This is a genomic window from Mycobacterium alsense (assembly GCF_002086635.1).
GTDB classification, from domain to species: domain Bacteria; phylum Actinomycetota; class Actinomycetes; order Mycobacteriales; family Mycobacteriaceae; genus Mycobacterium; species Mycobacterium alsense.
In genome coordinates this window covers 29,318-47,418 of record NZ_MVHD01000020.1, presented here as the reverse complement: position 1 = coordinate 47,418, position 18,101 = coordinate 29,318, and the positions used below count along the sequence as shown (strand labels likewise).

At 69.7% G+C, this 18,101-nt stretch carries 9 protein-coding genes; 6 read left to right on the top strand and 3 right to left on the bottom strand.

Translation table 11 applies throughout. The features are described 5' to 3' along the window. Positions 1 to 186: 186 nt before the first annotated feature. The 3 genes from BST11_RS13555 to BST11_RS13545 all read left to right on the top strand — a co-directional run bounded on the left by BST11_RS13555 (position 187) and on the right by BST11_RS13545 (position 7,405). Positions 187 to 3,486, top strand: coding sequence for an arabinosyltransferase domain-containing protein (locus BST11_RS13555; protein ID WP_083138472.1), 3,300 nt, complete (start codon positions 187 to 189; stop codon positions 3,484 to 3,486). Continuing rightward, positions 3,483 to 6,728, top strand: coding sequence for an arabinosyltransferase domain-containing protein (locus tag BST11_RS13550; protein ID WP_083138471.1), 3,246 nt, complete (start codon positions 3,483 to 3,485; stop codon positions 6,726 to 6,728). The genes BST11_RS13555 and BST11_RS13550 overlap by 4 nt, the downstream gene beginning before the upstream one ends. Before the next feature lie 170 nt (positions 6,729 to 6,898). Then, positions 6,899 to 7,405, top strand: coding sequence for a hypothetical protein (locus BST11_RS13545; RefSeq protein ID WP_083138470.1), 507 nt, complete (start codon positions 6,899 to 6,901; stop codon positions 7,403 to 7,405). A 6-nt stretch (positions 7,406 to 7,411) separates the two neighbouring features. Here BST11_RS13545 and BST11_RS13540 read toward each other — a convergent pair whose 3' ends face one another. After that, positions 7,412 to 7,645: a DUF1918 domain-containing protein gene (locus tag BST11_RS13540; RefSeq protein ID WP_083138497.1), complete on the bottom strand. Its 234-nt coding sequence runs from the start codon at positions 7,643 to 7,645 to the stop codon at positions 7,412 to 7,414. 163 nt (positions 7,646 to 7,808) lie between these two features. On the opposite strand from BST11_RS13540, the gene BST11_RS13535 reads away from it, so the two are divergent. From BST11_RS13535 to BST11_RS13525, 3 genes are all read left to right on the top strand, one after another. Further along, positions 7,809 to 8,276, top strand: coding sequence for a hypothetical protein (locus BST11_RS13535; protein ID WP_083138469.1), 468 nt, complete (start codon positions 7,809 to 7,811; stop codon positions 8,274 to 8,276). 61 nt (positions 8,277 to 8,337) lie between these two features. Beyond that, on the top strand, positions 8,338 to 10,092 hold the full coding sequence (locus tag BST11_RS13530; protein WP_083138468.1) for an acyl-CoA dehydrogenase family protein: 1,755 nt from the start codon (positions 8,338 to 8,340) through the stop codon (positions 10,090 to 10,092). A 134-nt stretch (positions 10,093 to 10,226) separates the two neighbouring features. Further along, the gene (locus BST11_RS13525; protein ID WP_083138467.1) at positions 10,227 to 11,093 is read left to right on the top strand and encodes a cyclopropane mycolic acid synthase family methyltransferase; all 867 of its coding nucleotides are present in this window, start codon (positions 10,227 to 10,229) and stop codon (positions 11,091 to 11,093) included. A gap of 36 nt (positions 11,094 to 11,129) precedes the next feature. Here the strand turns inward: BST11_RS13525 and BST11_RS13520 are convergent, their stop codons facing one another. Both BST11_RS13520 and pks13 read right to left on the bottom strand, forming a co-directional pair. Next, complete coding sequence (locus tag BST11_RS13520) at positions 11,130 to 12,704, bottom strand: acyl-CoA carboxylase subunit beta (protein WP_142276340.1); 1,575 nt, start codon at positions 12,702 to 12,704, stop codon at positions 11,130 to 11,132. Positions 12,705 to 12,723: 19 nt separating this feature from the next. Continuing rightward, a complete protein-coding gene (gene pks13 / locus BST11_RS13515; protein ID WP_083138465.1) occupies positions 12,724 to 18,096 on the bottom strand; it encodes a polyketide synthase Pks13 in 5,373 nt (1,790 codons plus the stop codon). Positions 18,097 to 18,101 lie beyond the last annotated feature (5 nt).

Here is an 18,101-nt window from a genome sequence, read left to right as displayed (position 1 = left end):
TCCATCGGGCGCGGCAAACCGCCCGAATTCCCCCCGGCGGCGCGCGACGCACCGAGGCTGCGCACAGATCGCGGTTGACCCCCCACCAAGCGCGCTGAACGCGGGCTCGGCGAGAACCCGCAGGTGCCCCGCTTCGCGGCCCTGCATCCTCATGCCGGAACGCGGCGTCGCTTACCATCGAGCCTCGTGCGCCACGACGGTAATGAGCGACCGCAACGCATCGCGTTGATCGCCACCGTCGCGGGACTGCTCGGCCTGCTGTTGTGCCTGATCGTTCCGTTGCTGCCGGCGAAGCAGACGACCGCGACCGTCCTGTGGCCCCAGGGCACCGGCGCCGACGGGCATGTCACCCAGGTCACCGCCCCGTTGGTGTCCGGGGCGCCGCGCTCGCTGGACATCTCCGTCCCCTGCTCGGCCATGGCGACCCTGCCCGCGGACGGCGGCCTGGTCGTCTCGACCCTGCCGGCCGGCGGGGTGGACACCGGCAAGAACGGCCTCTTCGTGCGCGCCGACAAGAACGTGATCGTCGTGGCGTTCCGCGACACCGTGGCCGCCGTGGCACAGCGCTCGGCCGTCGCCGCCGGGGCCTGCAGCGTGCTGCACATCTGGGCCGACGTGGGGGCGGCCGGCGCGGATTTCGTCGGCATACCCGGCGCCTCCGGGGTGCTGCCGGCCGAGAAGAAGCCACAGGTCGGCGGGATCTTCACCGACCTGAAAGTGCCCCCGCAGCCCGGCTTGTCGGCCCGCGTCGACGTCGACACCCGGTTCATCCTGGCGCCCACCGCGATCAAGCAGGTCGTGCTCGTCGTGGGTGCGCTGGCGGTCCTCGTCGCCATCCTCGCGATGGCGAGCCTGGATCGGCGCGGCCGCGGCGCCGTGCGGGTCGACTGGCGGGCGCCCATCGCGCGGCTGGCCCGGGTGCACTGGGCGGCCTGGCTCGCCGACGCCGGGGTGATCGCGACGCTGCTGCTCTGGCACGTCGTCGGCGCCACCTCCTCGGACGACGGCTACAACCTGACCATCGCCCGCGTCGCGCCCAAGGCCGGCTACGTCGTCAACTACTACCGGTACTTCGGCACCACCGAGGCGCCGTTCGACTGGTATCTGGCGGTGCTGTCCAAACTGGCGACGGTCAGCACCGCCGGCGTGTGGATGCGGCTGCCGGCCACGCTCGCCGGGATCGCGTGCTGGCTGATCATCGGCCACTGGCTGCTGCGCCGGCTCGGCCCCGCGCGCGGCGGCCTGGCCGCCAACCGGGTGGCGGTGTTCACCGCGGGCGCGGTGTTTCTGGCCGCGTGGCTGCCGTTCAACAACGGCCTGCGGCCCGAGCCACTGATCGCGCTCGGCGTGCTGGTCACCTGGGTGCTTGTCGAACGCGCCATCGCGCTGGGACGGCTGGCCCCCGCCGCGGTGGCCATCGTGGTCGCGATGCTGACCGTGACCCTGGCGCCGCAGGGGCTGATCGCCGTCGCCGCGCTGCTGACCGGCGCGCGCGCGATCGCGCAGGTGATCCGCCGCCGCCGCACCACCGACGGGCTATTGGCCCCGCTGGCGGTGCTGGCGGCGTCGCTGTCGCTGATCACGGTGGTGGTCTTCCGCAGCCAGACGCTGGCCACCGTCGCCGAGGCGGCGCGGATCAAGTACAAGGTCGGGCCGACGATCGCCTGGTACCAGGAGTGGCTGCGCTACTACTTCCTCACCGTGGAAAGCAACGCCGAGGGCTCGATGGCGCGGCGGTTCGCCGTGCTGGTGATGTTGCTGTGCCTGTTCGGGATGCTGGTGGTGCTGCTGCGCCGCGGCTCGGTGCCGGGCCTTGCCAGCGGCCCGGCGTGGCGGTTGATCGGCACCACCGCGATCGGCCTGCTGCTGCTGACGTTCACGCCGACGAAGTGGGCCGTGCAGTTCGGCGCGTTCGCCGGGCTGGCCGGCGCGCTGGGCGCGGTCACCGCCTTCACGCTCGCGCGCATCGGCCTGCACAGCCGGCGCAACCTGACGCTGTATGTGACCGCGCTGCTGTTCGTGCTCGCGGTGGCGACCTCCGGCATCAACGGCTGGTTCGGCGTCTCCAACTACGGGGTGCCGTGGTACGACATCCAGCCGGTCGTCGCCAGCCACCCGGTGACGTCGATGTTCTTGACGTTGTCGATCATCACCGGCCTGCTGGCCGCCTGGCAGCACTTCCGCATGGACTACGCGGGCCACACCGAGGTCAAGGACAACCGGCGCAACCGCGTCCTGGCGTCCACCCCCCTGCTGGTCGTCGCGATGATCATGGTCGTCGGCGAGGTCGCCTCGCTGACCAAGGGCGCGGTCTTCCGCTACCCGCTCTACACCACCGGCAAGGCCAATCTCGCCGCGCTCAGGTCGGGTCTCTCGCCCACCAGCTGCGCCATGGCCGACGACGTGCTGACCGAGCCCGACCCCAATGCCGGCATGCTGCAGCCGGCGCCCGGGCAGGCGTTCGGCCCCGCCGGTCCCCTCGGCGGCGCCAGTCCGGTCGGCTTCACCCCCGACGGAGTGGGCGACGACCTGAGGTCCTACCCGGTGGTCACCAAACCGGGGGTGGTGAATTCCGACGCGTCACCCAACAAGCCCAACGCGGCCATGAGCGATTCCGCGGGCACGGCCGGCGGCAAGGGCCCGGCCGGTGTCAACGGTTCGCACGCGGCGCTGCCGTTCGGCCTCGACCCGGCGCGCACCCCGGTGATGGGCAGCTACGGGGAAAACTCGCTGGCCGCCACCGCCACCTCGGCCTGGTACCAGCTGCCTCCCGATTGGAAAGTGCGCGCGGGCGACCGGCCGATCGTCGTGGTGTCGGCGTCCGGCGCGATCTGGTCGCACAAGGAGGACGGCACCTTCACCTACGGGCAGCCGCTGAAACTGCAATGGGGCGTCACCCGCCCCGACGGCACCACCCAGCCGCTCGCCGAGGTGGAGCCGATCGACATCGGGCCGGAGCCGGCGTGGCGCAACCTGCGGTTCCCGTTGACGTGGGCGCCGCCGGAGGCCAATGTGGCACGCATCGTCGCCTACGACCCGAACCTGAGCTCCGAGCAGTGGTTTGCGTTCACCCCCCCGCGGGTTCCGGTGCTGCAGACCCTGCAGCAGCTCATCGGATCGCGGACACCGGTGCTGATGGACATCGCCACCGCCGCCAACTTCCCGTGCCAGCGGCCATTCTCCGAACACCTTGGCGTTGCCGAACTTCCGCGCTACCGCATATTGCCCGACCACAAGCAGACGGCGTCGTCGTCGAACGGGTGGCAGGCCAGCGAGACCGGCGGGCCGTTCCTGTTCACCCAGGCGCTGCTGCGCACCTCGACGATCTCGACGTACCTGCGCGGCGACTGGCACCGCGACTGGGGATCGGTCGAGCAGTACTTCCCGCTGGTGGCGAGCGATCGGGCGCCGGACGCCGCCGTCGAGCGGGGCGTGATCACCGTGCACGGCTGGACCCGGCAAGGACCGATCAGGGCCCTCCCATGAGCATGATCGACGAACAGGCGGCCACCGCGCGGCCCCAGACCCGCGACGGCGTGCGGATGACCCGCTGGGTGGCGACGATCGCCGGGCTCCTCGGCTTCGTCCTGTCGGTGGCCACCCCGCTGCTGCCCGTCGTGCAGACCACCGCCACCCTGAACTGGCCGCAAAGCGGTCAACTGAACAACGTTACGGCGCCGCTGATCTCGCTGACGCCCGTCGACCTCAAGGCGAGCGTGCCGTGCTCGGTGGTGCGCAGCCTGCCGCCCGAGGGCGGGGTGGTGCTGAGTACCGCGCCCAAGAAGGGCAAGGACGCCGCGCTCAACGCGCTGTTCGTCGTCGTCAACGGCAAGCGCGTCGACGTCACCGACCGCAACGTGGTGATCGCGAGCGCGCCACGGGATCAGGTGGCCGGCGCCGCGGGTGTCCCCGGATGCTCCAGCATCGAGATCACGTCGACCAAAACCGGCGCCTACGCCACCTTCGTCGGGCTGAGCGATTCGACGGGCAAACCGATCACGGGCGGCTTCCCCGACCCGAACCTGCGGCCGCAGATCGTTGGGGTGTTCACCGACCTGAGCGGGCCGGCCCCGCCGGGCTTGACGTTGTCGGCGACGATCGACACCCGATTCTCCACCACCCCGACGACGCTGAAGCTGTCCGCGATGGTGCTGGCGATCGTGGCCACCATCGTCGCGCTGATCGCGCTGTGGCGCCTCGACCAGCTGGACGGTCACCGGATGCGCCGGCTGATCCCGGCGAACTGGCGCACGTTCACCCTGGCCGACGCCACCGTGCTCTTCGGGTTCGTGCTCTGGCATGTGATCGGGGCGAATTCGTCGGACGACGGCTACATCCTGGGCATGGCCCGGGTCGCCGACCGGGCCGGCTACATGTCGAACTACTTCCGCTGGTTCGGCAGCCCGGAGGACCCCTTCGGCTGGTACTACAACCTGCTGGCGCTGATGACCCACGTCACCGACGCCAGCCTGTGGATGCGGTTGCCGGACCTGATCGCCGGGATCGTGTGCTGGCTGCTGTTGTCGCGCGAGGTGCTCCCCCGGCTGGGACCCGCGGTCGCCTCCAGCAAGGCCGCCAACTGGGCGGCGGGGATGGTGCTGCTGACGGCCTGGATGCCGTTCAACAACGGCCTGCGTCCCGAGCCGATCATCGCCGTCGGTTCGCTGATCACCTACGTGCTGATCGAACGTTCCATGCGGTACAGCCGGCTGACACCCGCGGCGCTGGCGGTCATCACCGCCGCCTTCACGCTCGGCGTCCAGCCCACCGGGCTGATCGCGGTCGCCGCGCTGATCGCCGGCGGGCGCCCGATCCTGCGCATCCTGGTGCGGCGCCACCGGCTGGTCGGCACGTGGCCCCTGGTGGCACCCATGCTGGCCGCGGGCGCGGTCATCCTGACCGTGGTGTTCGCCGACCAGACGCTGTCAACGGTGTTGGAAGCCACCAGGATTCGCACCGCGATCGGGCCCAGCCAGGCCTGGTACACCGAGAACCTGCGCTACTACTACCTGATCCTGCCCACCGTCGACGGCTCGCTGTCGCGCCGGTTCGGCTTCCTGATCACCGCGCTAAGCCTGTTCACGGCCGTCTTCATCATGTTGCGGCGCAAGCGGGTTCCCGGTGTGGCGCGCGGGCCGGCGTGGCGGCTGATGGGTGTCATCTTCGGCACCATGTTCTTTTTGATGTTCACCCCCACCAAGTGGGTGCACCACTTCGGGCTGTTCGCCGCGGTGGGGGCGGCGATGGCCGCGCTGACGACGGTGCTGGTGTCGCATGAGATCCTGCGCTGGTCGCGCAACCGCATGGCGTTCCTGGCGGCGCTGCTCTTCATGCTGGCGCTGTGTTTCGCCACCACCAACGGCTGGTGGTACGTCTCCAGCTACGGCGTCCCGTTCAACAGCTCGATGCCGAAGATCGTCGGAATCACCATCAGCACAATATTTTTCGCACTATTCGCGATCGCCGCGCTGTGGGCGGTCTACCTGCACTTCGCATCCAGGAGCCGCGGCGAAGGACGGCTGGCGCGAGCGCTGACGGCTGCGCCCATCCCCATCGCGGCCGGCTTCATGGCGCTGGTGTTCATCGCCTCGATGGTGGCCGGCATCGTTCGCCAGTACCCCACCTATTCCAATGCCTGGGACAACCTGCGCGAGTTCAGCGGGGGCTGCGGCCTGGCCGACGACGTGCTCGTCGAGCCCGACAGCAACGTCGGCTTCATGGCGCCCCTGCCCGGCGACTACGGCCCGCTGGGCGCCCTGGGCGGTGTCAACCCGACGGGGTTCACCCCCAACGGCGTCCCGGAACGCACGCTGGCCGAGTCGATCAAGGAGACGACGGTGCCGCAGCCCGGCACCGACTACGACTGGGATGCGCCGACCAAGCTCGACGCGCCGGGCGTCAACGGTTCGCTGGTGCCGCTGCCGTACGGCCTCGACCCCGACCGGGTGCCGGTGGCGGGCAGCTACACCACGGGTCCGCAACAGCAGAGCAGGTTGACGTCGGCCTGGTACCGGCTGCCCAAACCGGACGACGGCCACCCGCTGGTGGTGGTGACCGCCGCCGGAAAGATCACCGGCAACAGCGTCCTGCACCACCGCACCACCGGCCAGACCGTGGTGCTGGAGTACGGCAGGCCCGGCCCCGGCGGCGCCGACGACGTGCGGCCGGCCGGCAGGGTGGTGCCCTTCGATCTGTACGGGGAGCAGCCGAAGGCCTGGCGCAACCTGCGCTTCGCCCGCTCCGAGATGCCCGCGGATGCCGTCGCCGTGCGGGTGGTCGCCGAGGACCTGTCGCTGACGCCGGAGGACTGGATCGCGGTGACCCCGCCGCGCGTGCCGGAGCTGCGCTCCCTGCAGGAGTACGTCGGTTCCACGCAGCCCGTGCTGATGGACTGGGCGGTCGGGCTGGCGTTCCCGTGCCAGCGGCCCATGTTGCACGTCAACGGTGTCACCGAGATCCCGAAATTCCGTATCACGCCGGACTATTCGGCCAAGAAGATGGACACCGACACCTGGGAGGACGGCACCAACGGCGGGCTGCTCGGCATCACCGACCTGCTGCTGCGCGCCCACGTGATGTCCACCTACCTGTCCCGCGACTGGGGCCGTGATTGGGGTTCGCTGCGCAAGTTCGACACCCTCGTGGATGCGGTGCCCGCGCAGCTGGAATTGGGCCGCGCGACCCGCAGCGGGTTGTGGTCGCCGGGACCGATCCGCATCAAAGCCTGATAACCCGAACGGTTTTATTGGACCGGCGCCAATTAATCCGGCACAAAATCGACTGACCGCCGGAATTGACGCACGAGTAATTGCCGCCCGAATGTTTAGTGCGGCGAACCGCCGGTCAATAACTACTTTCCGTTGTGGCACAGCTAACAGGAAAGTGTGAAAGTGACCCAATGCACACGCAGGCACGGTTAGGCATTTGTAGTGCGGCGATCGCCGCGATGACCTGCCCGGCGGCGACGCTGGGGATTGTCACCGCGGCCGCCGACGGCGGCACCACCGTCGTTTTGGACAGCACTTTGCGCCGGTGCGATTTCAGCCGGGTGACCGAGGCCGCATTGGTGCCCCGGCCGGCGCTGGGCACCGGCTCCGCGCTCATCAACACCTCCGGATCGCGCGCGGTCGCGCAGGTGCACGTGACGATCCCCAATCGGCCGGGCACCCATTACGACGTCGGCCTGATCCAGGAGCCCCTTCCCTCGACGGCCACCTGTGGTCCCGGCGATCCCGCCACCGCCTTCACCGGCATGGACACGGACGCGGCCGGCAACGCGACGGTGACCGTCTCGGACAGCCTTCGCCAGGGCACGACGGGCGTCTGGGTGATCGTCGAGCGCGGCGACCCGCACTCCCAGAACCCGGCCGAGTTCTACACGTCCGAATTTGTGGTGCCGGCGTAACCCGCCTCAGTGCCCGACCCGGTGTTGCGCGCGTTCGTCGAACCGTTGTTGTTCGGCCGCGGTGACCACCAGCGCGTCGGTGCCCGGAAAGACCGTCGCCACATGGCCGCTGGACAGCCAGCGCACCACATACGGCGGCGCGCCGTCGGCGCCGCGCACCTCGGTGATCTCGCCGCGCTGATCCGCCAGCTCCGTCGTCGTGCCCTTGACCACGAGCCAATCGCCTACATCGGCTTTCATCATCGACCCCCTTTGATCGTTGGCCGCTGAGCCGATCATGCGCCGCCGCTGGCCCGGGCGGAAGGGGTGTGGGGTCCAAGGCCCCGAACGGACGGGACTTGGGTCCCTACCCGGCGCTTCCGCAGAGTGGTCGGCTGGAGGGGTACGGATCGGAGGTACAGCGATGAGCGGTTCACCAGAGTCTCAGGCGCGCACGCGCATGCTCGCCCGGGCACTCGGTCCCTTCCTCGTCATCGTCGACGCCACGGCTGTGGCCCGGGCCTCGGACATGCAGGCGCTGCTGTCGCAGTTCGAGGCGAATTCGCTGTGGACGTGGGTGGCCGGCGCCTTCATCCTGCTGTTCGGCCTCTTCATCGTCGCCGCACACCAAATTTGGCGCGGCGCCGCGGCGATCATCGTGTCGCTGCTCGGCTGGCTGATCACGCTGCGCGGGCTGCTTCTGTTCGCCTTTCCCCAGGCCTTGGTCTCGTTGGCCCACAACATGATCGGCGCGCAGGGCTGGTGGATCTCGGCCTGCGTCGCCTTCGCGTTGATCGGGCTGTACCTGACCTATGTCGGCTGGTCTGGACTCCCGGCCCAGCCGAGGTCGCATGCGGCAGAGTCGACTCCGGGTCTTCGCCCGGCCGCGTGATCGAGCGAACCCACGGGTCGACGTCTACCGCGTGGTGTTTCGCCTGTAATACCGTCGCCGTATGAGTCGGTTTTCTCCATTCTCCGGGCCGGACAAGGCGCAGCGCTACGACACCGACAGGTACCGCGGCGCCGTGGGTCTCAACTGGTACCTCACCGACCCCACCCTGCGGTTCACCATGGCCTACTACCTCAGCCCCGACGAGTTGGCCGTGGTCGAGCCCCATCTGACGCGCATGGGCGAGCTGATGGGCGGCCCCGTCGCCCGGTGGGCCGAGGAGACCGACCGCAACCCGCCCCGGCTGGAGCGCTACGACAAGTGGGGGCACGACGTCAGCCGGGTCGTCATGCCGGCGTCGTTCACGCAGTCCAAGCGCGCGGTGCTGGATGCCCAGCAGGCGCTGCGCGACGACGCGCGCGCCGCCCGGGTGAGTTCGGGGCTGGGCCTGTTCGCGTCCAACTATCTGCTCAACCAGGCCGACATCGGGATGGGCTGCGCGCTGGGGACGGGCGGCGGCATGGTCCAGTCGCTGGTGGCCGCCTACGCCCCGCCCGACGTGCGCGAGCACGTGCTGGCCAAGTTCGCCTCCGGGGAGTGGGCGGGCGAGACGGCGCAGCTGCTGACCGAACGCACCGGCGGGTCCGACCTCGGCGCGCTGGAGACGACCGCGACGCGCGCCGGTGACGCCTGGATGCTCAACGGCGTCAAGTGGTTTGCGTCCAACTGCGCCGGCGAGGCGTTCGTCGTGCTGGCCAAGCCCGAGGGTGCACCGGACTCGAGCCGCGGCGTCGCCAACTTCCTGGTGCTGCGCACCCGGCGCGACGGTTCCCGCAACGGGGTGCGAGTGCGCCGGCTCAAGGACAAGCTCGGCACCCGCTCGGTGGCCTCCGGCGAGGTGGAATTCGTTGACGCCGAGGCGTTTCTGTTGTCCGGCGAATCCGGCGCCGCCGACGCCGGCCCGTCCGACGGCAAGGGGCTCGGCCGCATGATGGAGCTGACCAACGCCGCGCGCCTTGGCATCGCGCTGTTCGGGCTGGGCAACGCGCGCCGCGCCCTGGTCGAGTCGCTGTGCTACGCCCGGCAGCGCCACGCGTTCGGCGGCGCCCTGATCGACAAGCCGCTGATGCGGCGCAAGCTCGCCGAGATGATCGTCGACGTCGAGGCGGCGCAGGCGCTGGTGTTCGACGGAACCGGCGCGGCCAACCATCGCCAGCCCCGCGCCGTGCGGCAACGCATCGCGGTGCCCGTCACCAAGCTCAAGGTGTGCCGGCTCGGGATCACCGCGGCCTCGGACGCGATCGAAATCCACGGCGGTAACGGCTACATCGAAAACTGGCCGGTGGCAAGGCTTTTGCGCGACGCGCAGGTGAACACGATCTGGGAGGGCCCGGACAACATCCTGTGCCTCGACGTGCGCCGCGGCATCGAGCGGGCCGCCGCGCACGAGCCGCTGCTGGCGCGGCTGCGCGACGCGGTGTCGGTGTCCGGCGACGACAAGACCACGCAATTGGTGGCCGGCCGCGTCGAGGACCTCGACGCGGCGCTCACCGCGTGGAGCAAGCTCGACAGCGAGCTGGCGGAAGCCCGGCTGTTTCCGCTGGCCCAGTTCATGGGCGACGTCTACGCCGGCGCGCTGCTCACCGAGCAGGCCGCCTGGGAGCGGGAGACCCGCGGCGGTGACCGCAAGGCGCTCGTCGCCCGGCTGTACGCGCAGCGCTATCTCGACGACCGGGGCCCGCTGCGCGGCATCGACGCCGAAACCGACGAGGCGCTGGAGCGTTTCGACGAGCTGGTCGACGGGGCGCTGGCGCTGTAGAGAACAAGCGCTCCAACCGAGTTCGCCTTAGAGTGATGCACGACCTACGAACCCCCTGAGCCGCACAGCGACTGGACCATCCGGCGGCCTACCGGGCAACAACACGCCAGGGTCCAGGGAAAGGCACCCCGAGGATGACCGACGAGTTGACGCCGCATTTCGAGGACGTGCAGTCGCACTACGACCTCTCCGACGACTTCTTCCGCCTGTTCCTCGACCGCACCCAGATGTACACGTGCGCCTACTGGCTGGGAGGCGACGACATGACCCTGGAACAGGCGCAGGTCGCCAAAATCGACCTCTCGCTTAGCAAACTGGCCTTGCAGCCGGGCATGACCCTGCTGGACCTCGGCTGCGGCTGGGGCGCGGCCATGCTGCGAGCCATCGAGAAATACGACGTCAACGTCGTCGGCCTCACGCTGTCCAAAAACCAGGTCGCCCACGTCGAGCAGCTGTTCGCCGCATCGGACAGCCCGCGTTCCAAGCGGGTCTTACTCGAGGGCTGGGAGCGGTTTTACGAGCCGGTGGATCGGATCGTCTCGATCGGCGCGCTCGAACACGTCGGCTACGACCGCTTCGAGCCCTTCTTCGAAAGAACTTATAAGCTGTTGCCGAGTGGCGGCACGATGCTGCTGCACACGATCACCGTGCTGTCGGAGCAGGAGATCATCGAGTCCGGCTTGCCGCTCACTCCGGCGATAGTCGAATTCAGCGACTTCATGAAAACCGAAATCTTCCCCGGCGGCTTCCTGCCGACCATCGGCATGGTCAAGGCGTTCTCGGCGAAGGCCGGCTTCAAGCTGAAGCGTCTTCAGTCGCTGCAGCGGCACTATGCCAAGACCCTCGACGTGTGGGCCGCGGCCCTCGAGGCGCACAAAGCCGAGGCCATCGCGATTCAGTCCGAAGAGGTCTACGCGATGTACATGAAGTACCTGACCGGCTGCGCGAACCTTTTCCGCAAGGGCTACATCGACCTCAACCAATTCACCCTGCGCAAGTAGCGATAGTGCCGCGCGTTCACTGGCGAGCAGGGGGAACTAGACCGGGATCAGGCCGTGCTTGCGCGCGACGCGGAACCACAGCTGCTTGTCGCGCAACAGGTGCATCGACTTGCGCAGCAGCAGCCGGGTCTGGTGCGGGTCGATCACCGCGTCGATGAAGCCCCGCTCGGCGGCCGTCCACGGGATCGCCATGTTGAGGTTGTAGCCCTCGATGAAGTCCTTCTTGATCTGCTGCGCCTCGGGCGTCGTCGGGTCGGGGAACCGCTTCATCAGCAACTGCGCGGCACCCTCGGCCCCGATCACCGCGATGCGCGCGGTGGGCCAGGCGAAGTTGAAGTCGGCGGTGAGCTGCCGCGAGCCCATCACCGCGTAGGCGCCGCCGTAGGACTTGCGGACCGTGATGGTCACCTTCGGCACGTCGGCCTCCACGACGGCGTAGAGGAACCGCCCGCCACGCTTGATGATGCCCCGCTTCTCCTCCTCGGCCCCCGGCAGGAATCCGGGCGTGTCCACCACGAACACCAGCGGGATGTTGAAGGCGTCGCAGAACCGGATGAACCGGGCCGCCTTGTCGGAGGCCTCGTTGTCGATCGAGCCGGACATGTGCATGGGCTGGTTGGCGATCACGCCCACGGGATGGCCGTCGACGCGGGCGTATCCGGTGATGATGGCCGGTCCGTGCTGCGCGGCGACCTCGAGGAAGTCGCCGTCGTCGAAGATCCGCAGCAGGATCTCGTGCATGTCGTAGGCCATGTTGTCGGAGTCCGGCACGATCGCGTCCAGCTCCAGATCCGTCGGCGTGATCTCGGGCTCCAGCCCGGGGTTGACGATCGGCGGCTTGTCGAAGCAGTTCGACGGCAGGAACGACAGGAACTCGCGCACGTACTGGAACGCCGCCGCCTCGGAGTCGACGACCTGGTGGATGTTGCCGTAACGGGCCTGCGCGTCGGAGCCGCCCAGCTCGTCGAGGGTGACCTCTTCGCCGGTGACCTCGCGAATGACGTCGGGCCCGGTGACGAAGAAATAGCCCTGGTCGCGCACCGAGACCAGCAGGTCGTCCTGGATCGGCGAATACACCGCTCCCCCAGCGCATTTGCCGAAGATGAGAGAGATCTGCGGCACCAGCCCGGACAGGGCCTCGTGCCGGCGGCCGAGCTCGGCGTACCACGCCAGCGAGGTGACCGCGTCCTGGATCCGGGCGCCACCCGAGTCCTGGATGCCGATGATCGGGCAGCCCACCATCGCGCACCACTCCATCAGCCGGGCCACCTTGCGGCCGAACATCTCGCCGACCGTGCCCTGGAACACGGTCTGGTCGTGGGAGAACACCCCGACCGGTCGGCCGTCGATCATGCCGTGGCCGGTCACGCACCCGTCCCCGTAGAGCGCGTTCGGGTCGTTCGGGGTCTTGGCCAGGGCGCCGACCTCGAAGAACGTGCCCGGGTCGAGCAGCGCATGAACACGGGCCCGCGCGCTCGGGATGCCCTTCTTGTCCCGCTTGGCGGCGGCCTTCTCCCCGCCGGGCTCCTTGGCCAGCTCGAGGCGGGCGTGCAGTTCGGCCAGCTTTTCCGCGGTGGTGTGCTGAACGGGGGCTGCCCCCGGAGCCGGCACGGTCTCCGTCACTACTGGCCTACCTAACGTGTTCTGACTTGTCCGACTGTTGCCTTGCCCCGATCCCGTTCAGCGCCTGGGTCATGTGCGCGCCCACCTTGGCGATGATGGGCTCGTCGATGACCTGGATGTGCTCGCCACCGACGGGCACGACCTCGAGGTCGGTCACGTACTCCCCCCAGCCGCCGTCCGGCCTGCGGGTGGCGTAGCGCGGCTCGAACATGATCGCGTCGTCATGGTAGCGATCGGCCATGTAGAGGGTGACGTGACCGTCGTACGGCTGGATCTCGGCGGTGTCGATCGCCCGGTTGTCCAGGTAGGACGTGCGCTGGTGCTCGATGATGCCGGCCGGGATCTGCACCCCGCTCTGTTTGACCGCCTCCAGCACGAACCGGATCTGCCCCTCGTCGTCGAGCTCCTCGAGCTGCTCGTAGGGGATCTCCGGGATGGTGACCTGGAAGGTCTTCTCGGCGAACCGGGCGTACCGGTCCCAGCGCTTGCGGATCTCCTCCTTGGTCTGCGGGACCTCCTCGCCGGCGCGGACCGCGTCGATCAGGCCGACCCACGCGACGTCCTTGCCCAGCCGCTTCAGCCCGATCGCGCACGCGTAGGCCAGCACCCCGCCCAGCGACCAGCCGGCCAGGATGTAGGGCCCGTCGCCCTGCATCTCGATCAGCTTCGGAACGTATTGCGCCGCACGCTCTTCGATGGTGCCCTCGACCCGCTCGAAGCCGTACATCGGGGTGTCGGAGGGCAACCGGTTGAGCAGCGGCTCGTAGACCACCGTCGACCCCCCGGCCGGGTGGAACACGAACACCGGCGGCTTGGTGCCGCCCTCCGGCCGCGCCCGCAGCGTGCGGACGAACCCGTCGACCACGCCGGCCTCCAGGTACTCGCGCACCTTCTCGGCCAGCGCCTCGATGTTGGGCGACCCCAGCACGTCCTCGGCGGTGATCGGCCCCTCGGCGCGCTCCGAAAGCCGTTGCGCCATCTTGGTTGCGGCGTCGGCGTCGAGCTTGGGCAGCGGGTTGAAGATGCCGCCCGGGGACTTGCCCGTGACGATCGCCCACGTGGCGAAGGTGACCCGTTCGGCCGCGTCGCGCGGCGGCACGTCGGAGTTCAGCGCCTTGGCCACCGCCTCGGAGTTGAGCGCGTCGGCGGCCCCGGCGAGGTTCGGCTTGGCCGCGCCGTTGGCCCCGTTGGCCGAGGGGCCCGACGGATCCGTCGGCGGCGGCGGGACGGGAACGTCCGACGCCGTCGGCGCTTGCGCCTCGGGCGCCGGCTGTGTCTCCGGCTCGGCTTGCGGGTCGGGGGCCGGCGCCACCACCGAAGCGGCCGACGCGCCGCTGAGCAGCTCGGCCTGCGCCCGGGCGATCTCCTCGGCCGTCTGCGTCTTCTGGTGCTCGTGCAGCTGCTCGACCTCGTCGCGGTGCTCGACCGCGTACTCGATCAGCTTCTCGACGGCGTAGAGGTTGGCGTCCCGCACGGCCGTCAGCTGGATCGGCGGCAGGTCGAAGTCGTACTCGACGCGGTTCTTGATCCGCACCGCCATCAGCGAGTCCAGGCCCAGCTCGATCAGCGGCACCTCCCACGGCAGGTCCTCGGGCTCGTAGCCCATGGCCGCGCCGACGATCGCACCGAGCCGATCGGCGATGGTCTCACCCGAGTCGGGCGACCACTTGGTGAAACCGGCCGGCATGTACCGGTTGGTCAAGCTGTCGCCGAGCGCCTCTTCCTCCGGACCATCGGCGGGAGCCTCCGCGACGGCCCCGTCGGCCGGGGCGGCCGCGATCGCCGTGCCCGCGCCCACCGCCGCCGGCAGCACCGACTCGGAACCGCCGCGCGTCACCAGCGCGTCGTAGACCAGCGTGAAGGACTCGTCGACGCGCGCGTGCACCTGCACCGACGCGCCGCCGGGGTGCCGCGTCAGCGTCGTCACCAGCCGCGAGCCCTCCCCGGGGTTCGCGCGCTGCTCCGCCGCCGTCAAACGCGCGTCCGGAAGCACTTCGGTCGCAGCGGCTTTCACCAACGCGGCCAGGTCGGTCAGGCCGCGGGGCGCGTACTCCCAGACGTGGCGGCCGTCCGGCAGCGCGACATGACTGCCCGGCATGATCGCCGAGCCGCTGCCGGTGGCGAGGTGCACGTCCAGCCAGTGCTCTTTGCGCTTGAACCGGGTCGGCGGGATGTTGGCAAAGTCTTCGGGGCCTGCGGGCCCCGAATCGGCCCGCGTGAACAACGTGCGCACGTCCAGGTCGTGGCCGTAGACGTACAGCTGCGCCATGGTCGAGATCATCGACTCGACCTCGTCCTGCTTGCGGGCAAGCGTCGGGATCAGCTGCGCGTCGTGCAGCCCCGCCGACGCCGTCGTCAGCCCCACCTGCATCAGCGCCACCGGGTTGGGCGCCAGCTCCAAAAAGGTGGTGTGCCCGCTGTCGACGGCGTTGCGGATCCCCTGGGTGAAGTAGACGGAATGCCGCAGGCCCTTCTTCCAGTAGTCGACGTCGTGGATCGGGTCGGCGCCGGGCTTGATGTAGCTGCCCTCGTGCACCGTCGAGTAGATGCCGCACGTCGGGCTCATCGGCTTGATGCCCTGCAGCTCGGCGGCGAGCTCGCCGAGCAGCGGATCCATCTGCTGGGTGTGGCTGGCGCCCTTGGTCTGGAACTTGCGGGCGAACTTGCCCTCGGCCTCGGCGCGGGCGATGATCGCGTCGACCTGCTCGGGCGGGCCGCCGATGACGGTCTGGGTGGGGGCGGCGTAGACGCACACCTCCAGGTCCGGGTAGTCGGAGAACACCGTCTTGATCTCGTCGGCGGAGTATTCCACCAGCGCCATCAGGCGGATGTACTCGCCGAACAGCATCGCCTCGCCCTCACCCATGAGGTGGGAACGCGAGCAGATGGCCCGGGTGGCGTCGCGCAGCGACAGGCCGCCCGCGAAGTACGCCGACGCGGCCTCGCCCAGCGACTGCCCGACGACCGCGGCGGGCTTGGCGCCGTGGTGGCGGAGCAGCTCACCCAGCGCGATCTGGATCGCGAAGATGGTGACCTGCGTGGTCTCGATGCCGTAGTCCTGCGAGTCGTCGAGGATCAGCTCGAGCACCGAGTAGCCCAGCTCGTCCTGGACCAGCGCGTCGACCTTCTCGATCCATTCGGCGAAGACCTCGTTGCGCAGGTACAGGCTCTTGCCCATCTTGCGGTGCTGCGCGCCGAAACCGGCCAGCACCCACACCGGGCCGTTGGTCACCGGCCCGTCGGTGCTGAACACTCCCGGCCGCTGCTTGCCCTCGGCGACCGCCCGCAGGCCCTTGACGGCCTCCTCGTGGTCGTGCGCCAGCACCACCGCCCGGGACCGCCCGTGGTTGCGCCGGGACAGCGACCGGCCGATCGACTCCAGCGACGACGCCTGGCCCTCGGGACTTTCCATCCAGTCCGCCAGCTCGGCGGCGGCGGCCTTCTTGCGCGACGTCAGGAACGCCGACACCACGAGCGGGATCAGCGGGGCCGTGGCCTCTTGCGCCGCAAGCTCTTCCAGCGCGGCCTCCTTGAGGCGCAGCGCCTCTTCGGTCACGCCCGGCAGCTCGGGCTCGTCCTCCTCGGCCCCGGGCGCATCGGTGATGATGTTGCCGAAGTCGTCGAACCGCAGCGAATGGGCCTCGAACGTGGGCGCCTCGGCCGCGTCGGCGGGCGCCTTCACCTCGGGTTCCGGCTGGGGCTCGGGCTCCCTTTCGACCACGTCGCGGGGGAGCACCTCGCGCACCACCACGTGCGCGTTGGCGCCGCCGAAGCCGAAGCTCGACACCCCGGCCAGCGCGTACCCGCCATAGCGCGGCCAGTCGGTCACCTGGTCGACGACCTTCAGGCGCATCGCGTCGAAGTCGATGTACGGGCTGGGGCCGGCGAAGTTGATGTTGGGCGGCAGCTTGTCGTGGTGCAGCGCCAGCACCACCTTGGCCATGCTGGCCGCGCCGGCGGCCGACTCCAGGTGTCCCACATTGGTTTTCACCGCGCCCAGCAGCGCCGGCCGGTCGGCGGGGCGCCCCCGGCCGACGATGCGGCCCAGCGCCTCGGCCTCGATCGGGTCGCCGAGGACGGTGCCGGTGCCGTGCGCCTCGATGTAGTCGACGGTGCGCGGATCGATGCCGGCGTCCTTGTACGCCCGGCGCAGCACGTCGGCCTGCGCGTCCTGGTTGGGCGCGATCAGGCCGTTGGACCGGCCGTCGTGGTTGACCGCGCTGCCGGCGATCACGGCCAGGATCTGGTCGCCGTCGCGGCGGGCGTCGTCGACCCGCTTGAGCACCAGCATGCCGCCGCCCTCGGACCGGGTGTAGCCGTCGGCGTCGGAGGAGAACGACTTGATCCGGCCGTCGGGGGCGAGCACCGCGCCGATCTCGTCGAAACCGAGCGTCACCGCGGGGGTGATCAGCGCGTTGACACCGCCGGCCACGGCGACGTCGGCCTCGCCGTTGCGCAGCGCCTGCACGGCCTGGTGGATCGCCACCAGCGAGCTCGAGCAGGCGGTGTCGACGGCGACGGACGGCCCGCGGAAGTCGTAGAAGTACGACACGCGGTTGGCGATGATCGAGGTCGCGGTGCCGGTGATCGCGTAGGGGTGGGCGGCGGTCGGGTCGGACACCGCCAGGATGCTGTAGTCGTTGTTGGAGACGCCGACGTACACGCCGACGGGCCGGCCGCGCAGGCTGGACGCGGGGATGCGGGCGTGCTCGAGGGCCTCCCAGGTCAGCTCCAGCGCCATCCGCTGTTGCGGATCGATGTTGTCGGCCTCGGTCTTGGCCACGGCGAAGAACTCGGAGTCGAAGCCCTTGATGTCCTTCAGGTAGCCGCCGCGGGTGCGGGCTCGCGCGACCCGCTCGGCCAGCCGCGGCTCTTCGAGGAACTCCTCCCAGCGGCCCTCCGGCAGGTCGGTGATGGCGTCGCGGCCCTCGAGCAGCGCCTGCCAGGTCTCGTCGGGGGTGTTCATGTCGCCGGGCAGCCGCGTCGACAAGCCCACGATCGCGATGTCGACGCGCTCGGCCGGGCCGGTGCGCGACCAGTCGGTGTTGTCGTCACCCGTCGTGTCCGGTTCCGGCTCGCCCTCGATGATCCGGGTCGCGAGCGATTCGATGGTCGGGTGCTGGAACGCCACCGCAACGGACAGCGTGACCCCGGTCATGTCCTCGATGTCGGCGGCCATCGACACCGCGTCCCGCGAGGACAGGCCCAACTCGACCATCGGCACCGACTCGTCGATCGAATCGGGAGACTGCCCGGTGGCCTTGGCCACGTAGTTGCGCAGCCACTGCCGCATCTCGGGGACGGTCATCTCGGTCTTCTTGGCGGGCGGATTCCCGTCGGTCGCGGGGGCCGGGGTGGTGTCAGGTTCTGTATCAGTCATGGTGT

What these genes read in the sequence shown, in the direction of transcription:
- BST11_RS13550 (WP_083138471.1), top strand. Translation starts at nt 3,483, where the DNA reads ATGAGCATGATCGACGAACAGGCGGCCACCGCGCGGCCCCAGACCCGC.
- BST11_RS13545 (WP_083138470.1), top strand. Translation starts at nt 6,899, where the DNA reads ATGCACACGCAGGCACGGTTAGGCATTTGTAGTGCGGCGATCGCCGCG.
- BST11_RS13540 (WP_083138497.1), bottom strand. Translation starts at nt 7,645, where the DNA reads ATGAAAGCCGATGTAGGCGATTGGCTCGTGGTCAAGGGCACGACGACG.
- BST11_RS13535 (WP_083138469.1), top strand. Translation starts at nt 7,809, where the DNA reads ATGAGCGGTTCACCAGAGTCTCAGGCGCGCACGCGCATGCTCGCCCGG.
- BST11_RS13530 (WP_083138468.1), top strand. Translation starts at nt 8,338, where the DNA reads ATGAGTCGGTTTTCTCCATTCTCCGGGCCGGACAAGGCGCAGCGCTAC.
- BST11_RS13525 (WP_083138467.1), top strand. Translation starts at nt 10,227, where the DNA reads ATGACCGACGAGTTGACGCCGCATTTCGAGGACGTGCAGTCGCACTAC.
- pks13 (WP_083138465.1), bottom strand. Translation starts at nt 18,096, where the DNA reads ATGACTGATACAGAACCTGACACCACCCCGGCCCCCGCGACCGACGGG.